Annotated in this window: 8 protein-coding genes; 7 read left to right on the forward strand and 1 reads right to left on the reverse strand. The window is 74.6% G+C overall.

What is annotated here, in order from left to right; all coding sequences use genetic code 11:
• Window positions 1-60: 60 nt before the first annotated feature.
• On the reverse strand, window positions 61-3777 hold the full coding sequence (locus ACH4RC_RS19915) for a CDP-glycerol glycerophosphotransferase family protein (RefSeq protein WP_398202468.1): 3717 nt from the start codon (window positions 3775-3777) through the stop codon (window positions 61-63).
• 137 nt (window positions 3778-3914) lie between these two features.
• Between ACH4RC_RS19915 and ACH4RC_RS19920 the strand changes: the two genes are divergently transcribed.
• From ACH4RC_RS19920 to ACH4RC_RS19950, 7 genes are all read left to right on the forward strand, one after another.
• On the forward strand, window positions 3915-6017 hold the full coding sequence (locus ACH4RC_RS19920; RefSeq protein ID WP_398202470.1) for a CDP-glycerol glycerophosphotransferase family protein: 2103 nt from the start codon (window positions 3915-3917) through the stop codon (window positions 6015-6017).
• Between the two features lie 69 nt (window positions 6018-6086).
• Window positions 6087-7994 carry a hypothetical protein gene (locus ACH4RC_RS19925; RefSeq protein WP_398202472.1) on the forward strand — a complete coding sequence of 636 codons (1908 nt, stop codon included), beginning with the start codon at window positions 6087-6089 and terminating at the stop codon, window positions 7992-7994.
• A complete protein-coding gene (locus ACH4RC_RS19930; protein ID WP_398202475.1) occupies window positions 7991-9127 on the forward strand; it encodes an acyltransferase family protein in 1137 nt (378 codons plus the stop codon). The genes ACH4RC_RS19925 and ACH4RC_RS19930 overlap by 4 nt, the downstream gene beginning before the upstream one ends.
• A 60-nt stretch (window positions 9128-9187) precedes the next feature.
• Window positions 9188-10006: a TylF/MycF/NovP-related O-methyltransferase gene (locus tag ACH4RC_RS19935; RefSeq protein ID WP_398202478.1), complete on the forward strand. Its 819-nt coding sequence runs from the start codon at window positions 9188-9190 to the stop codon at window positions 10004-10006.
• Between the two features lie 82 nt (window positions 10007-10088).
• Window positions 10089-13601 (forward strand): CDP-glycerol glycerophosphotransferase family protein, encoded by a 3513-nt coding sequence (locus ACH4RC_RS19940; RefSeq protein ID WP_398202480.1) that lies wholly within the window; start codon window positions 10089-10091, stop codon window positions 13599-13601.
• Window positions 13598-16294, forward strand: a complete 2697-nt coding sequence (locus tag ACH4RC_RS19945; protein WP_398202482.1) for a CDP-glycerol glycerophosphotransferase family protein — start codon at window positions 13598-13600, stop codon at window positions 16292-16294. The genes ACH4RC_RS19940 and ACH4RC_RS19945 overlap by 4 nt, the downstream gene beginning before the upstream one ends.
• A complete protein-coding gene (locus ACH4RC_RS19950) occupies window positions 16291-17436 on the forward strand; it encodes a glycosyltransferase (protein WP_398202485.1) in 1146 nt (381 codons plus the stop codon). The genes ACH4RC_RS19945 and ACH4RC_RS19950 overlap by 4 nt, the downstream gene beginning before the upstream one ends.
• Window positions 17437-17471: the final 35 nt, after the last annotated feature.

Genomic DNA, 17471 nt, shown 5'->3' on the forward strand with positions numbered 1-17471 from the left:
GCGGAGCCCCCGCCGACCCGTGCGAGCACCTCGCCGGTCCGGGGGCTCCTTGCCGTGACGTCATCGCATCAGCCGTTCGGCCACCCGGGCCGCCGCACCTCCGTCGTCCAGGTCGCAGTAGGCCGTGCGGAACGCCTCGTACGCCGCCGCGTGGCGGGGCGCCAGCGTGTCCAGCTCCCGCAGCGCCGTGACCACTTCGTCCGTCGAGGACAGGAGCGGGCCCGGTGCGTGGTTCTCGAAGTCGAGGTAGAAGCCGCGCACCGTGTCCCGGTAGTGGTCGAGGTCGTAGGTGTGGAAGAGCATCGGGCGGCCGGTGTGCGCGAAGTCGAACATCAGGGACGAGTAGTCCGTGACCAGGACGTCGGCGAGGAGCAGGAGCTCCGCCGCGCTGGGGTGGCCCGTGACGTCCCGCACGAAGGGGGCGCGCGCCCCGGTCAGGCGGCCCGTCGCCCGGGGGTGCTTGCGGACGAGCAGGACGTGGTCGTCGGCCAGTTCGCGCTCGGCGGCGGCGAAGTCGAACGCCGGCTCGTGGCGGAAGCGGCCGGGGGCGTGCGCGAGGTGGTCGCGGTAGGTCGGCGCGTAGAGCACGATCCGCTTGTCCGGGGCGATGGCGAACTCGCGGCGCAGTCGTTCGGCCCGTTCGCGGCGGGCGTCAGGGGCGGTGAACAGGATGTCGTTGCGCGGCGAGCCCGCCTGGAGGACCTCACCGTCGTAGCCGAGGGCGCGGGACAGGTGCGGTGCCGACCAGCGGGAGGGCGCGACCAGCACGTCCCATTGCCGGGCCAGCTTCGGCAGCAGCGCCAGATGGTCGTGGTCGGCGTAGAGGGTGTCGGTGAGGTCGGCGCCGATCCGTTTGAGCGGGGTGCCGTCCCAGGTCTGTACGACGGTCTGGCCCTCGCGGCGCTCGAAGAAGTCGGGGAGCTGGTGGGCGGTGACGATACGGCGGCAGCGGGCGAGGGCCGCGTACCACTCGGCCGAGTACTCCTCGACGCCGCGCGCGGTCGGGGGGACGTGGGTGCGGCCGTCGCGGGTCACCCAGAGATGCTCGACGGCGGCGCCGCGCCGCACCAGCTCCGTGTGGACGGCGCGCGGCGAGTCCCCGTCGACGTAGAGGACGGCGTCCTGGAGGGGGAGCCGCCGCTGGTCCGGGTAGTGGACGGTGCGCAGGCGGTGACGGCGGTACGCTCCGCGGTCGGCGGGGGAGAGGGCGGGCCCCGCCTCGACGAGCAGCCGGTCCCCGAAGCGCCGGTCGATGACGAGGTCCCGCTCCCCGGTGGCCTGGTGGCGATCGGCGGTGAGGTCCCGCCCGCTCGCCTCCGGGTGACCGCCGGGGGTGTGATCCCGCGCGCCGTCGGCCCGGTGGCGCCCGGGGGCGGAGCCACGTCCGCCCGTCGCCCATCGCCGCCCTTCCGACGAGCTCGACGCGCCCGCACCGGCGCCCGCGCCCGCGCCCGCGCCTGCACCGGCACCCGCACCGGTACCCGCGCCCGCATCCGCACCGGTACCCGCGCCCGCGCCCGCTTCCGGGCGGTGACGCGGCAAGTGGGCTCCGACCGAGGTCAGCACCCGGACCGGGACGCCGTCCCCGTGCCGGTCGTCCCGCTCCCGCAGGAACGCGTACCAGCGGCCCTCCCAGAGGTCTGACGCGGGGACGCAGGCGTGGAAGCGGCCCTTCGTGTGGCCGGTCGCGGCGGTGATCTCCTCGTTGGTCGTGCTGTGGCGCAGGATCAGTTCCGGGCGGGTCCAGGAGCGCGCGGACGCCGTGCCCGCCACGACGAACGAAGCGTCGTCGGCCCACTCCGCCCGGTCGGCGATCGGCTGCCGGGTCAGTTCGACGACGAGCTGGCCCTGGTCGTTGGCGGTGGCGCACAGTTCGCGGTCACCGGCCTCGTACCGGCCGGGCGGCAGGTCGAGCGTGGCCGCGACCGAGCGGGACTTGCCGTCGGGGAGACGGAAGTTGACCTGCCAGCGGTCGCCGTGCGGCGGCTCGACCTCCTTGGGCGCGCGGTGCGGCGGCGCGGGCACCGCCGCGAGCCGGCCGAGCGGGACCCGCACCAGGAAGCGGCCGCCCGCGCACGCCACCGGGAAGTCGAACTCGGTGCCGGAGTGCTTGTGCGTCAGGCGCAGGGAACGCGGCTCGATGCCGTCGAGGAGGCGGCCCGAGAGGACCATGGCGCCGTCCTCGACACGGTGGTCGTCGGCGAGCGCCGCGTACGCCACGACCTTCAGGACGAGCCGGCCCTTGGTGTGGCCGAGGACGAGCCGGGTGCCGTCGCCGAGGTCCCGCACGAGGTGCTGCCGCGTCGAACTGTCGAGCGCGCGCAGGGCGGCGCGGCGCACCCGCCCGTGCCCGGCGACGACGACGCCGAGGTTCCAGGTGCCGGGCTGCCACCGCCCCTTCACCTTCAGCCTCTCCGGGTCGATCGTCATGGTGAACCCGGAGTGGTCGTAGTCGTGCAGTTCCTGGTCGGAGTCGGCGGTGGCGACGAGGTCGGCGACCGGCCGGGTCGGGACCACGCGTACCTGCGTGCGGCTGCCCTCGGCCCTGAGCAGACCCGTGCGCACCGATTTGCCCGGCCGCCCCGCCGCGAGGTTCTTCACGTACGCGTACCCGGTGACCAGGAGCTTCCCGTCGGCGTCCCACACCGTCTCGCGCACCCGCGCCACCACCGGCAGCTCCCGCTTGCCGATCCGCAGGAGCCGGTCGGGCAGCCGGGTCAGGCCGGGGTAGACGGCGCTGCGCCGCAGCGCCCCGCGGACCCGGAAGGCGGTGCCGTTGCGCCGCTCGAAGGAGAGGAGCCGTACGAGGTCGTCGACGCGGCCCTCGCGGACCAGATGCCACTTCACGCGCAGGTGGAGGGGGAGGCTGTCGGCCGCCGCCGGATCGGCGCGGCGCAGGAAGTCCGCCGTGCCCTCGCAGAACGCCTGCCGGTACTCGGGCCCGCCCATCGGCAGCCCGTCGAGGAAGTACACGAAGTCGTCGCGCAGGCAGGACGTGTCGTACGTGCGCTTCAGCTCGGGCCGGTCGGCGAAGCTCTCGGCGAGAAAGCGGCTGACGTGGTCGCAGGCCGCGATCCGGTCCCGTACGCCCTTCACGTCGGTGCGGCGCCGGGTGATGGAGCCCTCGCGCACCCGCCAGTAGTAGACGTGGCCGTCGAGCACGTCGACGGACTCGGCGAGGAAGTGCGCCGGGATCATGACGGGCGTGTCCTCGTAGAGCCTGCCCTCGGGGAACGTGAAGCGGTGGCGGTCCCAGAACGCGCGCCGGAACACCTTGTTCCAGGCGACCCGGTCGGACAGGAGCTGGACGTCGCGGGTGATGTGGGTGCGCTCGCGGCGCCGGGTCAGCCACTTGTACTGCCAGGCCTGCTGCCGCCCGCGCTCGCTCAGCCGCCATACGTTGCCGGTCACGAAGTCGGAGCCGGTGCGGTCCAGGCTGGCGACCATCCGCTCGTACGCGTCGTGCGGCACGACGTCGTCGCTGTCGACGAACGTGAGGAACTCGGCGCCGGGGCCGATCTGACGCACACCGGTGTTGCGGGCGGCGCTCAGTCCGGCGTTGTCCTGGCGGACGTAGCGGAAGCGGGGATCGCGGTCCGCGAAGGCGCGGGCGATGCGCGGGCTGTCGTCCGTGGACCCGTCGTCCACGAGGACGACCTCCAGGTCGGTGAGGGTCTGGGCGGCGATCGACTCCAGGCACTCGGCCAGGTAGTCCTCGACGTTGAAGACGGGAACGACGACGCTGAGACGGGGGCGGCGGCCAGGCTCTTGTGACATTCAGCGTATTTGCCCGATAAGCGGCTTTATGACAACAGTTTCGCCGTCCCTCGCCCGTCTGGGCCCGTCGCTCGCCCGTCTGGGCCAACCCGGTCGACCGCTGCCCGCCGGGCCCGCCTGGGATAGCGTCAGGTGCTATGTCGTCTTCGTCCCGTTTCTCCGTCGTTGTCCCCGCCTATCGCGTCCAGGGCTACCTCCGCGAGTGCCTGGACTCCGTCCTCGGCCAGTCCCACCCCGGCTGGCAGCTGATCGTCGTCGACGACGCCTCGCCGGACGCCTCCGGCGCGATCGCCGCCGAGTACGCGGGGCGCGACCCGCGCGTACGGGCCCTCACGCTGCCCGCGCGCGAAGGCGTCGGCGCCGCCCGCACGGCCGGGCTGCGCGAGGCCACCGGCGACTACCTCCTCTTCCTCGACGCCGACGACACCCTCCTGCCCGGCGCCCTCGCCGCCCTCGACGCGGCGCTCACGGAGGCGGGCGACCCCGACGTCCTGCTCCACGACCACGACCGCACCGACTGGTGGGACAGCGTGCGCGCCAGCGGCGACGACCTCGGCCCCGACGCGGACCCGCTTGCCGTCACCCCCGCCGCCTGGAACCGCGCGGTGCGCCGCGACTTCTGGACCGGCCGCGGCCTCGCCTTCGCCCCCGAGGGCCCGTACGAGGACGTGGTCCCGGCGTATCGCGCCGTCCTGGAGGCGGCCACCCTGGCGACGCTGGCGCGCCCGTGCGTGCGCTGGCGCCGCCGCCGCGCGGGCGGCCTCGCCGGCAGCCCGGGGCGCCGGCACTTCGCGCTCGTGGACCGCTACGAGGAGCTCCTCACGGGCGCCGCCGGCCGCGGCCGCGTCTTCCCGTACGCCGTCGCCCACGTCCTGCGCGTCCTCGACGACGCCACGCGCACCACCCCCGACGACCGCCCCGAGCTGTTCCGCCGCGCCGCCGGCCTGCACCGCGCCCACCGCCCCGCCGGACACGTCCCGGCCGACGCGCGCGAACAGGCACTCGCCGCCGGATCCTGGCCCGCCTACCTGAAGCAGGAGAAGGCCAGAGGGCGGAAGGAGTCGCTGAACTCCTCGCTCAGGCGGCACAAGAGGAAGCTCCGCTCCCGCGTCATGAAGGCCGCCTACCGCACCGACCTGCGCACCGCACGCCTCGACCCGCACCTCGCCGTCTACGGCGCCTACTGGAACCGTGGCGTCAGCTGCAACCCGGCCGCCATCCACGCCGCGGCGCGCCGGATCGCCCCGCACGTCAAGGGCGTCTTCGTCGTCTCGTCACGGCACGAGGACCGCGTCCCGAAGGGCGTCCCGTACGTCATCGAGGGCTCACGCCACTACTGGCAGACCATGGCCACCGCGAAGTACCTCGTCAACAACTCGTCGTTCCCCGGCGGCTTCACCAAGCGCCCCGGCCAGGTCTACCTCCAGACCCATCACGGCACACCGCTCAAGAAGATGGGGCTCGACCAGCGCCGCTACCCGGCCGGCACCCACGGCATCAGCTTCGCCAAGGTCCTCGCCCACACCGACCAGTGGGACTACAGCCTCTCCGCCAACCCGCACTCCACGCAGGTGTGGGAGCGGGTGTACCCGTCGGCGGCGTACGCGCCCCTGGAGCTGGGCTACCCGCGCAACGACGTCTTCTTCACCACGAGCGACGAGCAAGTGCGCGCTCTGCGACGTGAGTTGGGCATCGCCGACGGGCAGCGGGCCATCCTCTACGCCCCCACCCACCGCGACTACCAGAAGGGTTTCCTGCCCCGCCTCGACCTGGCCCGGTTCGCCGACGCGCTCGGCGACGACCACGTCGTCCTCGTCCGCGCCCACTACTTCTACGGCGCCGGGGCGGGGATCGTCGACGCGCACCCCCGGCTGATCGACGTCACCGGGCACCCCGGCGTCGAGGACCTGTGCCTCGCCGCCGACGCCCTGGTCACCGACTACTCGTCCGTGATGTTCGACTACGCCTGCCTCGACCGGCCCCTCGTCGTCTACGCCCCCGACTGGCAGGCGTACCGCCTTGCCCGCGGCACCTACTTCGACCTCCTGTCCGGGCTGCCCGGTGACACCCCGGGCGCCGTCGCCACCACCGAGGACGAACTCGTCTCCCTCTTCCGGGACGGCGGCTTCGACACCGACGCGACGACCCGGCTGCGCACCGCGTTCCGCGAGCGGTTCTGCGCCTACGACGACGGGGGCGCCGCCGACCGCGTCGTACGGAAGCTGTTCCTGGCCGGGTGAGAGGCGCGGCCGTCACCCGGGCGGTCCAGTGCTCGTGACCCGGGCGGGCGCCCCGGTGTTGGTCCCTGGATGAAAATCCTGAACCGCCCCTCCGCGCCGCCCACCCCGGCCGTCCCCGGCGCCCGCCGCCCAGCGGTACCGTCCGGCGCCCGGTCGCGTACGTGGGCGGCGTGGGCCGTCCCCCTCGCCGTGCTCGGCTCCACAGCCCTCGTCGCCGTCCGCGCCGCCGCGCTCGGGCAGTGGATCGTCGACGACGCCGCCGTCACCTTCGCCTACGTCCGCAGCGTCGGCGAGGGGCTCGGCCCGGTGCAGCAGGCGGGCGCCGCGCCCGTCGAGGGGTACTCGAACCCGGCGTGGCTGGCGTTGCTCCTGGCGGGGCGGGTGCTCGGGCTTTTCGACCACGGCGCGTGGTTCGGGGTGAGCGACCTCGCGCTGTTCCCCAAGGGCCTGGCCCTGCTCTGTGTCGCGGGGACGCTGGCCTGCGTCGGGGGAGCGGCGCGGGCCGCGCTGCCCGCGCGGGCGTGGCTCGTCGTGCTCGGCACGGGCGGACTGCTCGCCGCGAACGAGTCGTACGTCGTGTGGTGCTTCTCCGGCCTTGAGAACTCCCTGTACGGGCTGCTCACCGCCGCCATGGGGCTGCTGCTCGTACGGGTCGCCGGACGCGGCGGACCCGCGTCCGGCGCCGCCTGCGGCGCGGGGGCCGTCGCCCTCCTCGCCGCGCTGACCCGCCCCGACGGGGCCGTGCTCGCCGCCGCCTGCCCGCTGACCGTGCTGCTGCTGCGGCGCCGGGGCGCGCTGCGGGCGGCGCTGCTCGGCACCGGGGTCTTCGCGGCCGGGTACGGCGCCTTCCTGCTGTGGCGGCACGCGGTGTTCGGCCGGTGGGTGCCGAACACGGCGGTGGCGAAGTCGCAGGCGCCGCCCTCGTTCGCGGAGCTGTCGAAGGCCGGGGAACTGCTCACGTACGCGGGCTGGCCGGTGACGCTGCTCTGCGCGGCCTGCGCCGGGCTTGTCCTCGGCCGGCGCGGTCCGGCCCGCCGGGTCGTCGCCGTCCTCTCCGTCCCGCTCGCCCTCACCCTGCTCGCGTACGGGGCGCTCGCGCCGGACTGGATGCCGCTGCACCGCTTCGCCACACCCGTCTGGGTGCTCGGCTCGGCCGTCGCCGCGCTCGCCGTCACCGCCGTGGCGAACGGGGCCCGGCCCCGGACCCGCGCCCTGCTCTGCTGCGCCGTGGCGGGCGCCCTCGCGCTCTCCCTCGCCGGGCAGGCCGCGCGCGGAGCGGGGTTCCGGCGCGAGCCGACGCTCTCCATGTGCTGGGTCGCCGACCGCTACGGCCGCACCTTCGACGCCTACGCCACCAGGCTCGCCCTGCGCCCCGGCGCCACGGCCGCCCTGCCGGACCTCGGCGGCACGCTGCTCACGAGCCGCCTCCGCGTCCTCGACCTGGCGGGCCTGACCGACCGCGCCATCGCCGACGCGTACGCCGCCCACGACAAGGCGGCGCTGACCCACCATGTGCTGGATGAGGTCCGCCCGGCCCTCGTCCACACCCACGGCCCCTGGACGCCGAAGACGGGGCTGACGCAGGCGCGGCTCGCGGCGGCCGGTTACGCGCCGCTGTACCGGGAGGGCGACGGCGGCGACTACGTCCTCGTCTCCGCCGTCCCGGCGGGCGCGCCCCGCATCGCCGAGGCCCGGGCGTGGGCGGGCCCGCGCCTGGACCGCATGAACCGTCAGAAGCACGAGCACCGAGGCCACCTGGGCGACTGCGGGGCGCGGCTGGTCCCGCCCGGCGGTCCGGAGTCGGCCCGGTCCGGACGGCCGGGCGGGACCAGCCGAGGCCCGGACGCCCTCCCGGCCCCGCCCCGGCCCACCCCCGGGCCCGCCCCCGGCCCCACCCACGCCCACCCCATCCCCCTCGCCACCCCGCGCCCCGCCGCCCCCGTCGTGCCCGTCGTCGTCCACGGAGGCCGTTCATGACCACCGCGCTGCTTCCCGCTCAGCCCGCCGCCTCGCCGAAGCGGAGACGGTCCGCGCCGGACGGGCGGCTCGACTCGCTCACCGGGCTGCGGTTCCTCGCCGCGTTCGCGGTGTTCGCGCACCACTTCACCGGGGCGAGTGCGGGCGCGGGCGTCGCGCAGGCGCCCGCGCTGTTCCCGTACACGACGATGGGCGTCAACGGCGTCGGGTTCTTCTTCGTCCTGTCCGGGTTCCTGCTCGCCTGGGGACACCGGTCGCAGACGCGGACCAGGGACTTCTACCGGCGGCGTGCGGGCCGCATCCTGCCGCTGCACCTGGCCGCGACCGTGCCGTGCGTCTGGGTGTTCCACGTGTGGGGCGGCGTGCCGTTCGACCTGCCGAGCTTCGTGGCGTCGCTGGTGCTCGTGCAGACCTGGTTCCCGGGCGTCGTCCCGATGTTCCCGGGCAACGGGGTCTCCTGGACGCTCAGCGTCGAGGCGTTCTTCTACCTCCTGTTCCCCTTCGTCGTCCGGGGCGCCTACCGGCTGCGCACCCGCACCCTGCTCGCCCTCGCCGGGTCCGGGCTCGTCGCGATGTGGGCCGTCAACTGGTGGGCCGCGCTGCACCTTTCGCCGTCCCGGTGCGAGTGGCTGATGCGGCTGCCCGTGACCCGCCTCCCCGAGTTCGTGCTCGGCCTCGCCCTCGCCCTCGCCGTGGGCCGGGGCCTGCGCGTCCCGCTGCGGCCCGGCGTCCTCGCCGCCCTCTTCGCCGCGTACACCGTGGTGTACGTACACCGCGGCACCTGGGTGTCCGAGCCCGTCGCGGCCCAACTCCACCTGACCGTACGGCCGGTGGTCGCCCTCTTCTCCGTCCTCGTCGTCGTCGCCTACGTCCAGCGCGAGGGCGCCGGGCGGCGCGGCTGGCTCTGCACGCCCGTCATGGTGCGGCTCGGCGCCTGGTCGTACGCCTTCTACCTGCTGCACCAGACCGTCAACCGGCTGATCCTCGACCACTGGGGCCGCACCCCGCCCACCAACCTGTCCGTGTTCACGCTGCTCGGCGTCGCCGGTGTCGTCGTCGCCCTGTCCTGGGCCGCGTACACCTACGTCGAGGAGCCCGCCCGGCGATGGTGGGCGCGGCGTCAAACCGCGTAGGGTGACCGGCCCTTGACCTAGCGTGACATTTGCTGGGAATTGCGCGTATTGTCCCGGGCCATGGCATGGAAGAAAGCTGTCAACGACGCCCTCCGGACCCTGACCGGATACCAGTTGACCCGGCCGCGGCTCCCCGCCCCGCGCGCCGAGGCCCCCAGGCCCCCGCGGCCCGCGCCGCTCGCACCCCGCGGGCCGAAGGAGCTGAACCTGCCGGTCGACTACGACGACGAGGCGAAGGAGACGATCCGCGCCGTCAAGCCGTGGACCATGACCTCGCCGGAGCGGCTCAACGCGTTCATCCTCGCCACCCGCCACGTCGTCCGGCACGACATCCCCGGCGCCGTGGTCGAGTGCGGCGTCTGGCGCGGCGGCTCCATGCAGGCCTGCGCGAAGACCCTCCTCGGCCGCGGCGTCACCGACCGCGACCTGTACCTCTTCGACACCTTCGAGGGCATGACCCCGCCCACCGAGGAGGACCTGCGCCGCGACGGCACGCCCGCCGCCGACCTCCTCGCCCGGCACGGCAAGGACAAGGCGATCTGGGCGTACGCCACCCTCGACGACGTCAAGTCCGGCTTCAGGGACGTGCCTTACCCGGCCGAGCGCGTCCACTACGTCCCGGGCAAGGTCGAGGAGACCGTGCCCGGCGAGGCGCCCGAGGAGATCGCGATCCTGCGCCTGGACACCGACTGGTACGCCTCCACCAAGCACGAACTCGACCACCTCTACGACCGGTTGGTCCCCGGCGGCGTCCTCCTCATCGACGACTACGGCTACTGGCAGGGCAGCCGCCAGGCCGTCGACGAGTTCCTGGAGCGCACCGGCGAGCGCCTGCTCCTGCTGCGCATGGACGAGGGGCGCATCGCGGTCAAACCCTGACCACCCGTCCGGACCGGACCGCAGAACCGTCACCGTCAGCCACGAACAGGCCCGCCGCCGCCGGAAGGAACGTGCGCAGCGCATGACACCCCGCCTCACCGTCGTCGTCCCCGTCCACAACGTCGAGGACTACCTCGACGCCTGCCTGGAGTCGCTGTCGGCACAGACCGTGCCGGACCTGGAGGTCGTCCTCGTCGACGACGGCTCCACGGACGGCAGCGGCGGGATCGCGCGCGCCTACGCCGCACAGGACCCCCGCTTCCGCCTGGTCGAGCAGGCCAACGCGGGCCTGGGCGCCGCCCGCAACACCGGCGTCCGCCACGCCCACGGCACCCACCTGGCCTTCGTGGACAGCGACGACGTCATCCCGCCGGGCGCGTACGAGCTGATGCTCGCCACGCTCGAGGAGTCCGGCTCCGACTTCGTCACCGGCAATGTGCACCGGCTGCGCGCCGACGGCACCACCGAGCAGTCGCCCATGTTCCGCAGGGCGATGGGCACCGGCCGCCGGGCCACCCACATCACCCGCGACTGGGACCTGCTCGCCGACCGCATCGCCTGCAACAAGGTCTTCCGGCGCGCCTTCTGGGACGAGCACGCCCGCGCCTTCCCCGAAGGCGTCCTCTTCGAGGACATCCCCGTCGTGCTGCCCGCCCACTTCCTGGCCCGCTCCGTCGACGTCCTCCAGGACACCGTCTACCTCTGGCGCGACCGCGACGGATCGATCTCCAACCGGCGCGCCCTGCCGCGCGCCGTCCACGACCGCACGGCCTCCGTCACCCACGTCAGCCGGTTCCTGGCCGGCCGCCCGGAGTGGCAGGAGGGCAAGCGGCGCTACGACGCCTCCGTGCTCGCCGGCGACCTGTGGATGTTCATGGAGGCCCTCCCGGACGGCGACGCCGCCTACGGCGAGGCGTTCCTCGATCACGCCAACGCCTTCGCCGCCTCCGTCGAGCCGGCCGTCCTCGACGAACTCCCGCTCGGCCTGCGCGTGCGCTGGCAGCTCATCCGCGAGCGCCGCCTGCCCGAACTGCTCACCTTCATGGCCTACGAGAGGGCGCACTCGGGCGCCTTCCCCACCCGGCGCGGCCTGCTCGGCCGTCGCGCCGACCTCCCCGACCCGACCCCGGCCCTGCCCCGCAAGGTCGTCGGCCTCACCCGCGCCGAACTGCCCCTCGAAGCCCGCGTCACCCACGCCGCCTGGACCGACGACGGCAGACTTCGGCTCAAGGGCTACGCCTACGTACGCAACCTGCCCGCCGGACGCCTCACCGCCCGGGTCCGCCTCGCCTGGCTGCGCGCGGGCAAGCGCCGGGCCGTGCCGCTGCGGCTGCGCACCGTCCGCTCCCGCGAGGCGACGCTCTCCTCCCGGCAGGGCCTGCACGACTACGACCGGGCCGGGTTCGAGACGGTCGTCGACCCGTCGAAGCTGGTCACCGACAGCGCCGCCACCACCTGGAACCTGGAGATCGCCGCGTACGCGGGCGGCCTCCTGCCCCGCAGCGGCCCGGTCCGGATGAGCGGCGCCTGCCCGCTGCCCGTACGCCACCTCGACGACTTCCTGCGCATCGCCCCGACCCTGCGCGGCGGACGCCTGCGGCTGCGCGTCGAGCGGCTGCCCGCGCGCCTCGTCGCGCACGAGAGCGACGGGCGGCGGGTGCGCGTCAAGGGCGCGCTGGCACCGGGGCGGCAGGACGCGCCGCTCGCCGTCCGCGTCGAGAACTGGCGCACCAAGGAGGCCCACGACCTGCCCGTCACCGTCGACGGACGCACCTTCACCGCCGAGGTGCCCCTCGCCCTCTTCGGTGGCGCGGAGGGCCCGGCGGACCCGTGGGGCGTCGGCCTGGTCCGCGCCGGACAGGGGAGAGGTGAGGGCGAGGAGTGGATCTCGCTGCCCGTCCGCCCCGACATCGCCCCCGGCCGCTACGGACTCGGCCGGGGCCGCGAGCTGATGGTTCTCGCCAACCCGTCCGGCAACACCGAGCTGCGCGACCAGACCGTACGCCCCGTCGTCGACACCCTCCGCTGGGACGAGGAGGGCCGGCTGCTGCTCGCGGGCAGCCACCCCGACGCCGTGCGGCGCGAACTGGTGCTCGTGCACAGCGGACACGACGAGGAGAACGTCGTCCCGCTCACCCTCGCCGACGGCCGCTTCGAGGTCGCCCTGCACCCGCACGCCCTCCCGGGCCCGGCGGGCACGCTGCCGCTCGCCGAGGGCAACTGGTACCTGTTCCTGCGCGCGAGCGGCGACAGCGATCCGGACGGCCGCGACCCCGGCGCCCCGGTGCTCGTCGCCCCCGCCCGCCACCCGCACCTGCCGCTCACCCGCGTCCTGGGCGGCCGCGAGTTCACCGTCCAGCGCCGCCACCACGACCAGCTCCTGCTGACCTCGGGCACGTCACTGCCCGAACAGGACCGGGGCCGCGGCGCGCAGGCCTCCCTGCGCGCCGCATACGCGCGGCAGCGGGACATGCCCCGCCGGGACGCCGTCCTCTACGTCAGCTTCGACGGCCGCCAGCACTCCGACTCCCCGCGCGCCGTCTTCGACGAACTCCAGGCGCGCGGAACCGGGTTGGAGCACCTGTGGGCCGTCCGCGACCAGCAGGTGGAGCTGCCGCCGGGCGCGACCCCCGTCGCCCTGTGGAGCGCCGCCTGGCACGAGGCGCTCGCCCGCAGCCGCTACGTCGTCACCAACACCCACCTGCCCGACTGGTTCCGGCGCGCCGACGGCCAGTACGTCGTCCAGACCTGGCACGGCACACCCCTCAAGCGCATCGGCCGCGACCTGCGCGGCACCGCCTCCGCCGACCAGCGCTACATCGACACCCTGCCCGCCCGCGCCGCCCAGTGGTCGCTGCTCGTCTCCCCGAACAGCTTCTCCACGCCGCTCCTGCGCGGCGCCTTCGGCTACGACGGGCCCGTGCTCGCCTCCGGCTACCCGCGCAACGACGTGCTGCACGCCCCCGACCGCGCCAAGCTCGCCACCGCCGTCCGCGAACGCCTGCACATCCCCGACGGCAAACGCGTCATCCTCTACGCCCCCACCTGGCGCGAGAACCAGCCGCGCAGATCCCTCGGCCGCTACGGACTCGACCTCCGCCTCGACCTGGCCGCCGCCGAGGCCGCCCTCGGCGACGACCACGTCCTCCTGGTCCGCCGCCACTACCTCGTCGGCGGCGCCGTCCCCGCCTCCGACTTCGTCCGCGACGTCTCCCGCCACCCGGACGCCGCCGACCTCCTCCTCATCGCCGACGTCCTCGTCACCGACTACTCCTCGATGATGTTCGACTTCGCCCAGACCGGCCGCCCCATGCTCTTCCACACCTACGACCTCGACCACTACCGGGACTCCCTGCGCGGCTTCTACTTCGACTTCACCGCCCAGGCACCGGGCCCGCTCCTGCGCACCAGCGACGAGGTGATCGCCGCGCTCCTCGACCCCGACGCGGCGGTCGCCGGACACCGGGACGCCTACGCCCGGTTCCGCGAGGCGTTCTGCGACCTCGACGACGGGACAGCGGCGGCGCAGGTCGCCGACGCGATGCTGGCGTACGGCGCGGGCGCGGGCGCGGGCGAGGACGGGGCCCGGAGGTGAGCGCGCCCGACATCAGCGTCCTGGTCGACTGCCCGCCCGGTACCGACCCGGAGCCGCTGCACGCCACGGTCCGTTCGGTCCGCGCCCAGACCCATCGCCGCACCGAGGTCGTCGTCGCCGGAGGGGAAGCGCCCCGCGGCACCTACGTCCTGCCGCTGGCGCCCGGCGAACTCCTCGAACCGCACGCCTGCCGCAACCTCTACGCGGCGGCCCGCCGCACCGGCGCCGATCTGGTCGCGGGGCGCTGGACCCGCCTGATCGGCGCGAAGGAGACCGCCCCTGGCTGGCAGGGCGCGTTGTACGCCCGGTCGCGGGTCCTGGCGGCGGTGGCCGAGGCGCCCGAGCTGCTGATCCACCCCGCGCTGACCGGGGGGTACTGCGTGCGCCGCGACCTCTACGAGTCCGAGGAGTCCTCGAAGGGACGGCGCTCCGGGCTCGAACTCGCCCTCGCCGCCCGCCGTATCGCCCTCGTGCCGAACCTCGTCACCACCCGCCGCGCCGCCCCCGACCCGCTGCTCGGCCTCCCGTCCGCCGTCGCCGACCACCGGCACGCCCTCACCCTGATCGCCGACCCCGAACTGCGGTCGCGGCGGACGCACGCCTTCGTCACCGAGCACGTACTGCCGTACGCCCGCGCCTTTCCCGGCCTCGACGCGGTGCGCAGGGAGGAGAGGGCAGCCGCCGCGGCCCACTTGCTGGACGGCCTGCTCGGCCCCGCCGCGCTCCGCGGACTCCCGGCCCTGGAGCGCGTCGCCGCCCGGCTGCTCGCCGACGGGGACGCGGACGGCGTGCACCGTGCCGCGTACGGCCTCGCCCACCCCGGCACCGTCGTCTCCGCCCTGGTCCGCTCCGACGACGGCGGCGTGCGGTGGAGCGCGGAGCACACCGGCGCCGCGTACGACGTCACCGACCTCGGCCACCAGTACCGGGACCCGGCCGACCGCAGGCTCCTTAACCGCGTCACCCGGTGCGTGGCCGAGGACGGGCGGCTCGTCGTCGAAGGCGAGATCGTCGCGCCGTTCGGTCTGTGCGCACCCGGCAGCGTCCTCACCGCCACCCTCGACCTCAAGGTGCGCGGGGCCGCGCGGACGACGGTGACCGTGCCCGTCGACGCCGTCCGCCTCCGCGACGACCTCACCATCGGGTGGCGCGCCGCCGTCCCGCTCACCCGGGTGCTGCGCCCGCGCGGCGTCGGCGACCGCGTCTGGGACCCGCGCCTGCGCCTCGGCGTCGACGGCACGCTCCTGCCGCCGCTCGACCTGTTCGCGGGGCCGGACACCGTCCCCGGCCCGCAGGCCGCGCTCCCGGCCCGGCCGCGCCTGACCCGGCTCACCGCCGACACCTGGCAGCCGTACGTCACCACCAGGCACCACCTCGCCGTCTGCCTGCTGCCGCGCCGCGCCCCCGCCCGCAAGGCCAACGCCCTCGCCCGCTACCTCACCCGCTTCCGCCCGGCCCGCACGTTCAAGCGGCTCCGGAGAACGCTCGCCGAGCGGTACGCGGCCCTGCACACGCAGCGCGTCAAGATCCGCGTCTACCACCGGTACCTGTGCCGCCTGCCCGTCAGCCGCGGCACCGTCGTATTCGAGAGCCACATGGGCAAGTGCTACGGCGACAGCCCCCGCGCCCTGCACGAGGAGCTGCGCGGCCTCGAGAAGAGCCACGGTCTGCGCGCCGTGTGGTCGTACGCGACGTCCCCGGACGGTTTCCCGGCCGACGCCAGGCTCGTACGACGCTGGTCCTGGCGGTATCTGTGGGCGCTGGCCCGCGCCGAGTACTGGGTCGACAACCAGGGCTTCCCGCAGGCCCTCACCAAGCCGAGGGAGACCACGTACCTGCAGACCTGGCACGGCTCCGCGTACAAGCGGATGGGCCACGACGAGATCCGGCACAAGACGCGGAACGCGCCGCAGCGCGCCCGGCTCGACCGCGCGGTCTCCCGGTTCGACCACTTCCTGGTCCGCTCCGAGCACGACGTCCACACCCTCGCCCGCGCCTACCGCATCCCCGAGGAGCGCCTCCTGCGCGTCGGCTACCCGCGCAACGACCGGCTCGTGGCCGCGAGGGAGCGCGACGAGCGCGAGGGGCGGCTCCCGCGCCCGGCCCCGGCCGCCGCGCTCGGCATTCCGGACCACCGCACGGTCGTCCTGTACGCGCCCACCTTCCGCGGTGACCCCAAGAGCCGGACCGTACGACTGCCGCTCGACGTACGGGCCTTCGCCGACGCCTTCGGTGACACGCACGTCCTGCTCGTCCGCGCCCACTACCTGGAGGCCGCCGCCCTGCCGCCCACGCCGCCCGGGTCGGTCATCGACGTCTCCGCCCACCACGATGTGAGCGAACTGCTGTGCCTGGCGGACGTTCTGGTCACCGACTACTCGTCGATCATGTTCGACTACGCCCTCCTCGACCGGCCCATCCTGCACTTCGCCCCCGACCTCGACGCGTACGCCGCCGAGCGCGGCAGCTACTTCGACCTGCGCGCCCGCGCCGGGGGGCCGGTCGTCGACACCCAGGACGAACTGCACCGCACCCTCGCCGGGATCAAGAAGACCGACCGCGCGTGGCAGGAGCGGCGCCGGGCCTTCGCCGCCGAGTTCGGTTCGTACGACGACGGCGGCGCAGCGCGCGCCGTGGTCGACGCCCTCTTCCCGAGCAAGAACGGCCCCGGCACGCGGAAGGCGGACTCATGAGCGCGGCCCGCGATCTCTTCCTCCTCACCAACTCCGCCGACGAACTCGGCGGCGTCACCGCCTGGACCCACCAGATGGCCCGCCTGTTCACGGGCGCGGGCCACCGCGTGCACGTCATCGGGGTCTACGAGTCCGACCTGAAGATGGCGGTGCCGGACGCGCCTGAGTACCCCGTGACCAGCCTTTATCCGCAGCATCCGCCGACCCCGCAGCCCCTCGGCGGCGCTCGGCGGCTCAGCGTGCCGGCCCGGCGCCGCGAGGCCCGCCGGATCGCGGCCCGCGGACACGCCCTCGCCACGCTCGGCTCGGTTCTGGACGCGGCCCGCCCCGGCTCCGTCGTGGTCGTCACACAGGTGTGGGCGATGGAGTGGCTGCGCGAGATCGACACCGCGCACCTCACGGTCGTCGGCATGAGCCACGAGTCGTACCGGTACTCGCGCGCCTGCCACCGCTACCACTGGATCAAGCGGCACTACCCGCACGTCGACCGCTGGCTGGCGCTCACCCAGGAGGACGCCGACCTCTGGACGGCCGAGGGCCTGAACAACGTCGACTTCATGCCCAACGCCCTCGCCCACCTGCCCGCCGTGCCCTCCCCCCGTACGGAGAACGTCGTCTGCTCGATCGGCCGGCTCGCCGACCAGAAGGGCGTCGACATGCTCCTCGACACCTGGGCGAAGGTCGCGCCGCTCCGCCCGGACTGGGAGCTGCACCTGTACGGGGCGGGCGGGGACGAGCCCGCGCTGCGCGCGCAGAGCACCGAGTCGGGGCTCGACGGGTCCGTGCGGTGGCGCGGACGGACCGACGACGTGCCCGGCGCCCTCGCCGCGTCCTCCGTCTTCGTCCAGTCCTCGCGCGGCGAAGGGTTCCCGCTCGCGCTCATGGAGGCGATGGCGAGCGCCGTGCCGTGCGCCGCGTTCGACTGCGCGCCGGGCGTCCGTGAGATCGTCCGCGACGGTGAGGACGGGCTCCTCGCCCCCGTCGGCGACCTCGACGCGCTCGCCGACCGGCTGCTCCGCCTCACCGGCAACCCCCGGATGCGGGACGCCATGGGGGAGCGGGCCCGCGTCAATGTGCGGCGGTTCTCGCAGGAGCGGGTGCTTGAGCGGTGGGAGGAGTTGTTCGCGCTGCTCGAGCGCTGAGGCGGGGTGCCGACTGACGCGGGCCGGGTGCCGCT

The organism is Streptomyces sp. NPDC016845, from assembly GCF_044332585.1.
Taxonomy (GTDB): Bacteria; Actinomycetota; Actinomycetes; order Streptomycetales; family Streptomycetaceae; genus Streptomyces.

What these genes read in the sequence shown, in the direction of transcription:
- ACH4RC_RS19915 (WP_398202468.1), bottom strand. Translation starts at nt 3,777, where the DNA reads ATGTCACAAGAGCCTGGCCGCCGCCCCCGTCTCAGCGTCGTCGTTCCC.
- ACH4RC_RS19920 (WP_398202470.1), top strand. Translation starts at nt 3,915, where the DNA reads ATGTCGTCTTCGTCCCGTTTCTCCGTCGTTGTCCCCGCCTATCGCGTC.
- ACH4RC_RS19925 (WP_398202472.1), top strand. Translation starts at nt 6,087, where the DNA reads ATGAAAATCCTGAACCGCCCCTCCGCGCCGCCCACCCCGGCCGTCCCC.
- ACH4RC_RS19930 (WP_398202475.1), top strand. Translation starts at nt 7,991, where the DNA reads ATGACCACCGCGCTGCTTCCCGCTCAGCCCGCCGCCTCGCCGAAGCGG.
- ACH4RC_RS19935 (WP_398202478.1), top strand. Translation starts at nt 9,188, where the DNA reads ATGGCATGGAAGAAAGCTGTCAACGACGCCCTCCGGACCCTGACCGGA.
- ACH4RC_RS19940 (WP_398202480.1), top strand. Translation starts at nt 10,089, where the DNA reads ATGACACCCCGCCTCACCGTCGTCGTCCCCGTCCACAACGTCGAGGAC.
- ACH4RC_RS19950 (WP_398202485.1), top strand. Translation starts at nt 16,291, where the DNA reads ATGAGCGCGGCCCGCGATCTCTTCCTCCTCACCAACTCCGCCGACGAA.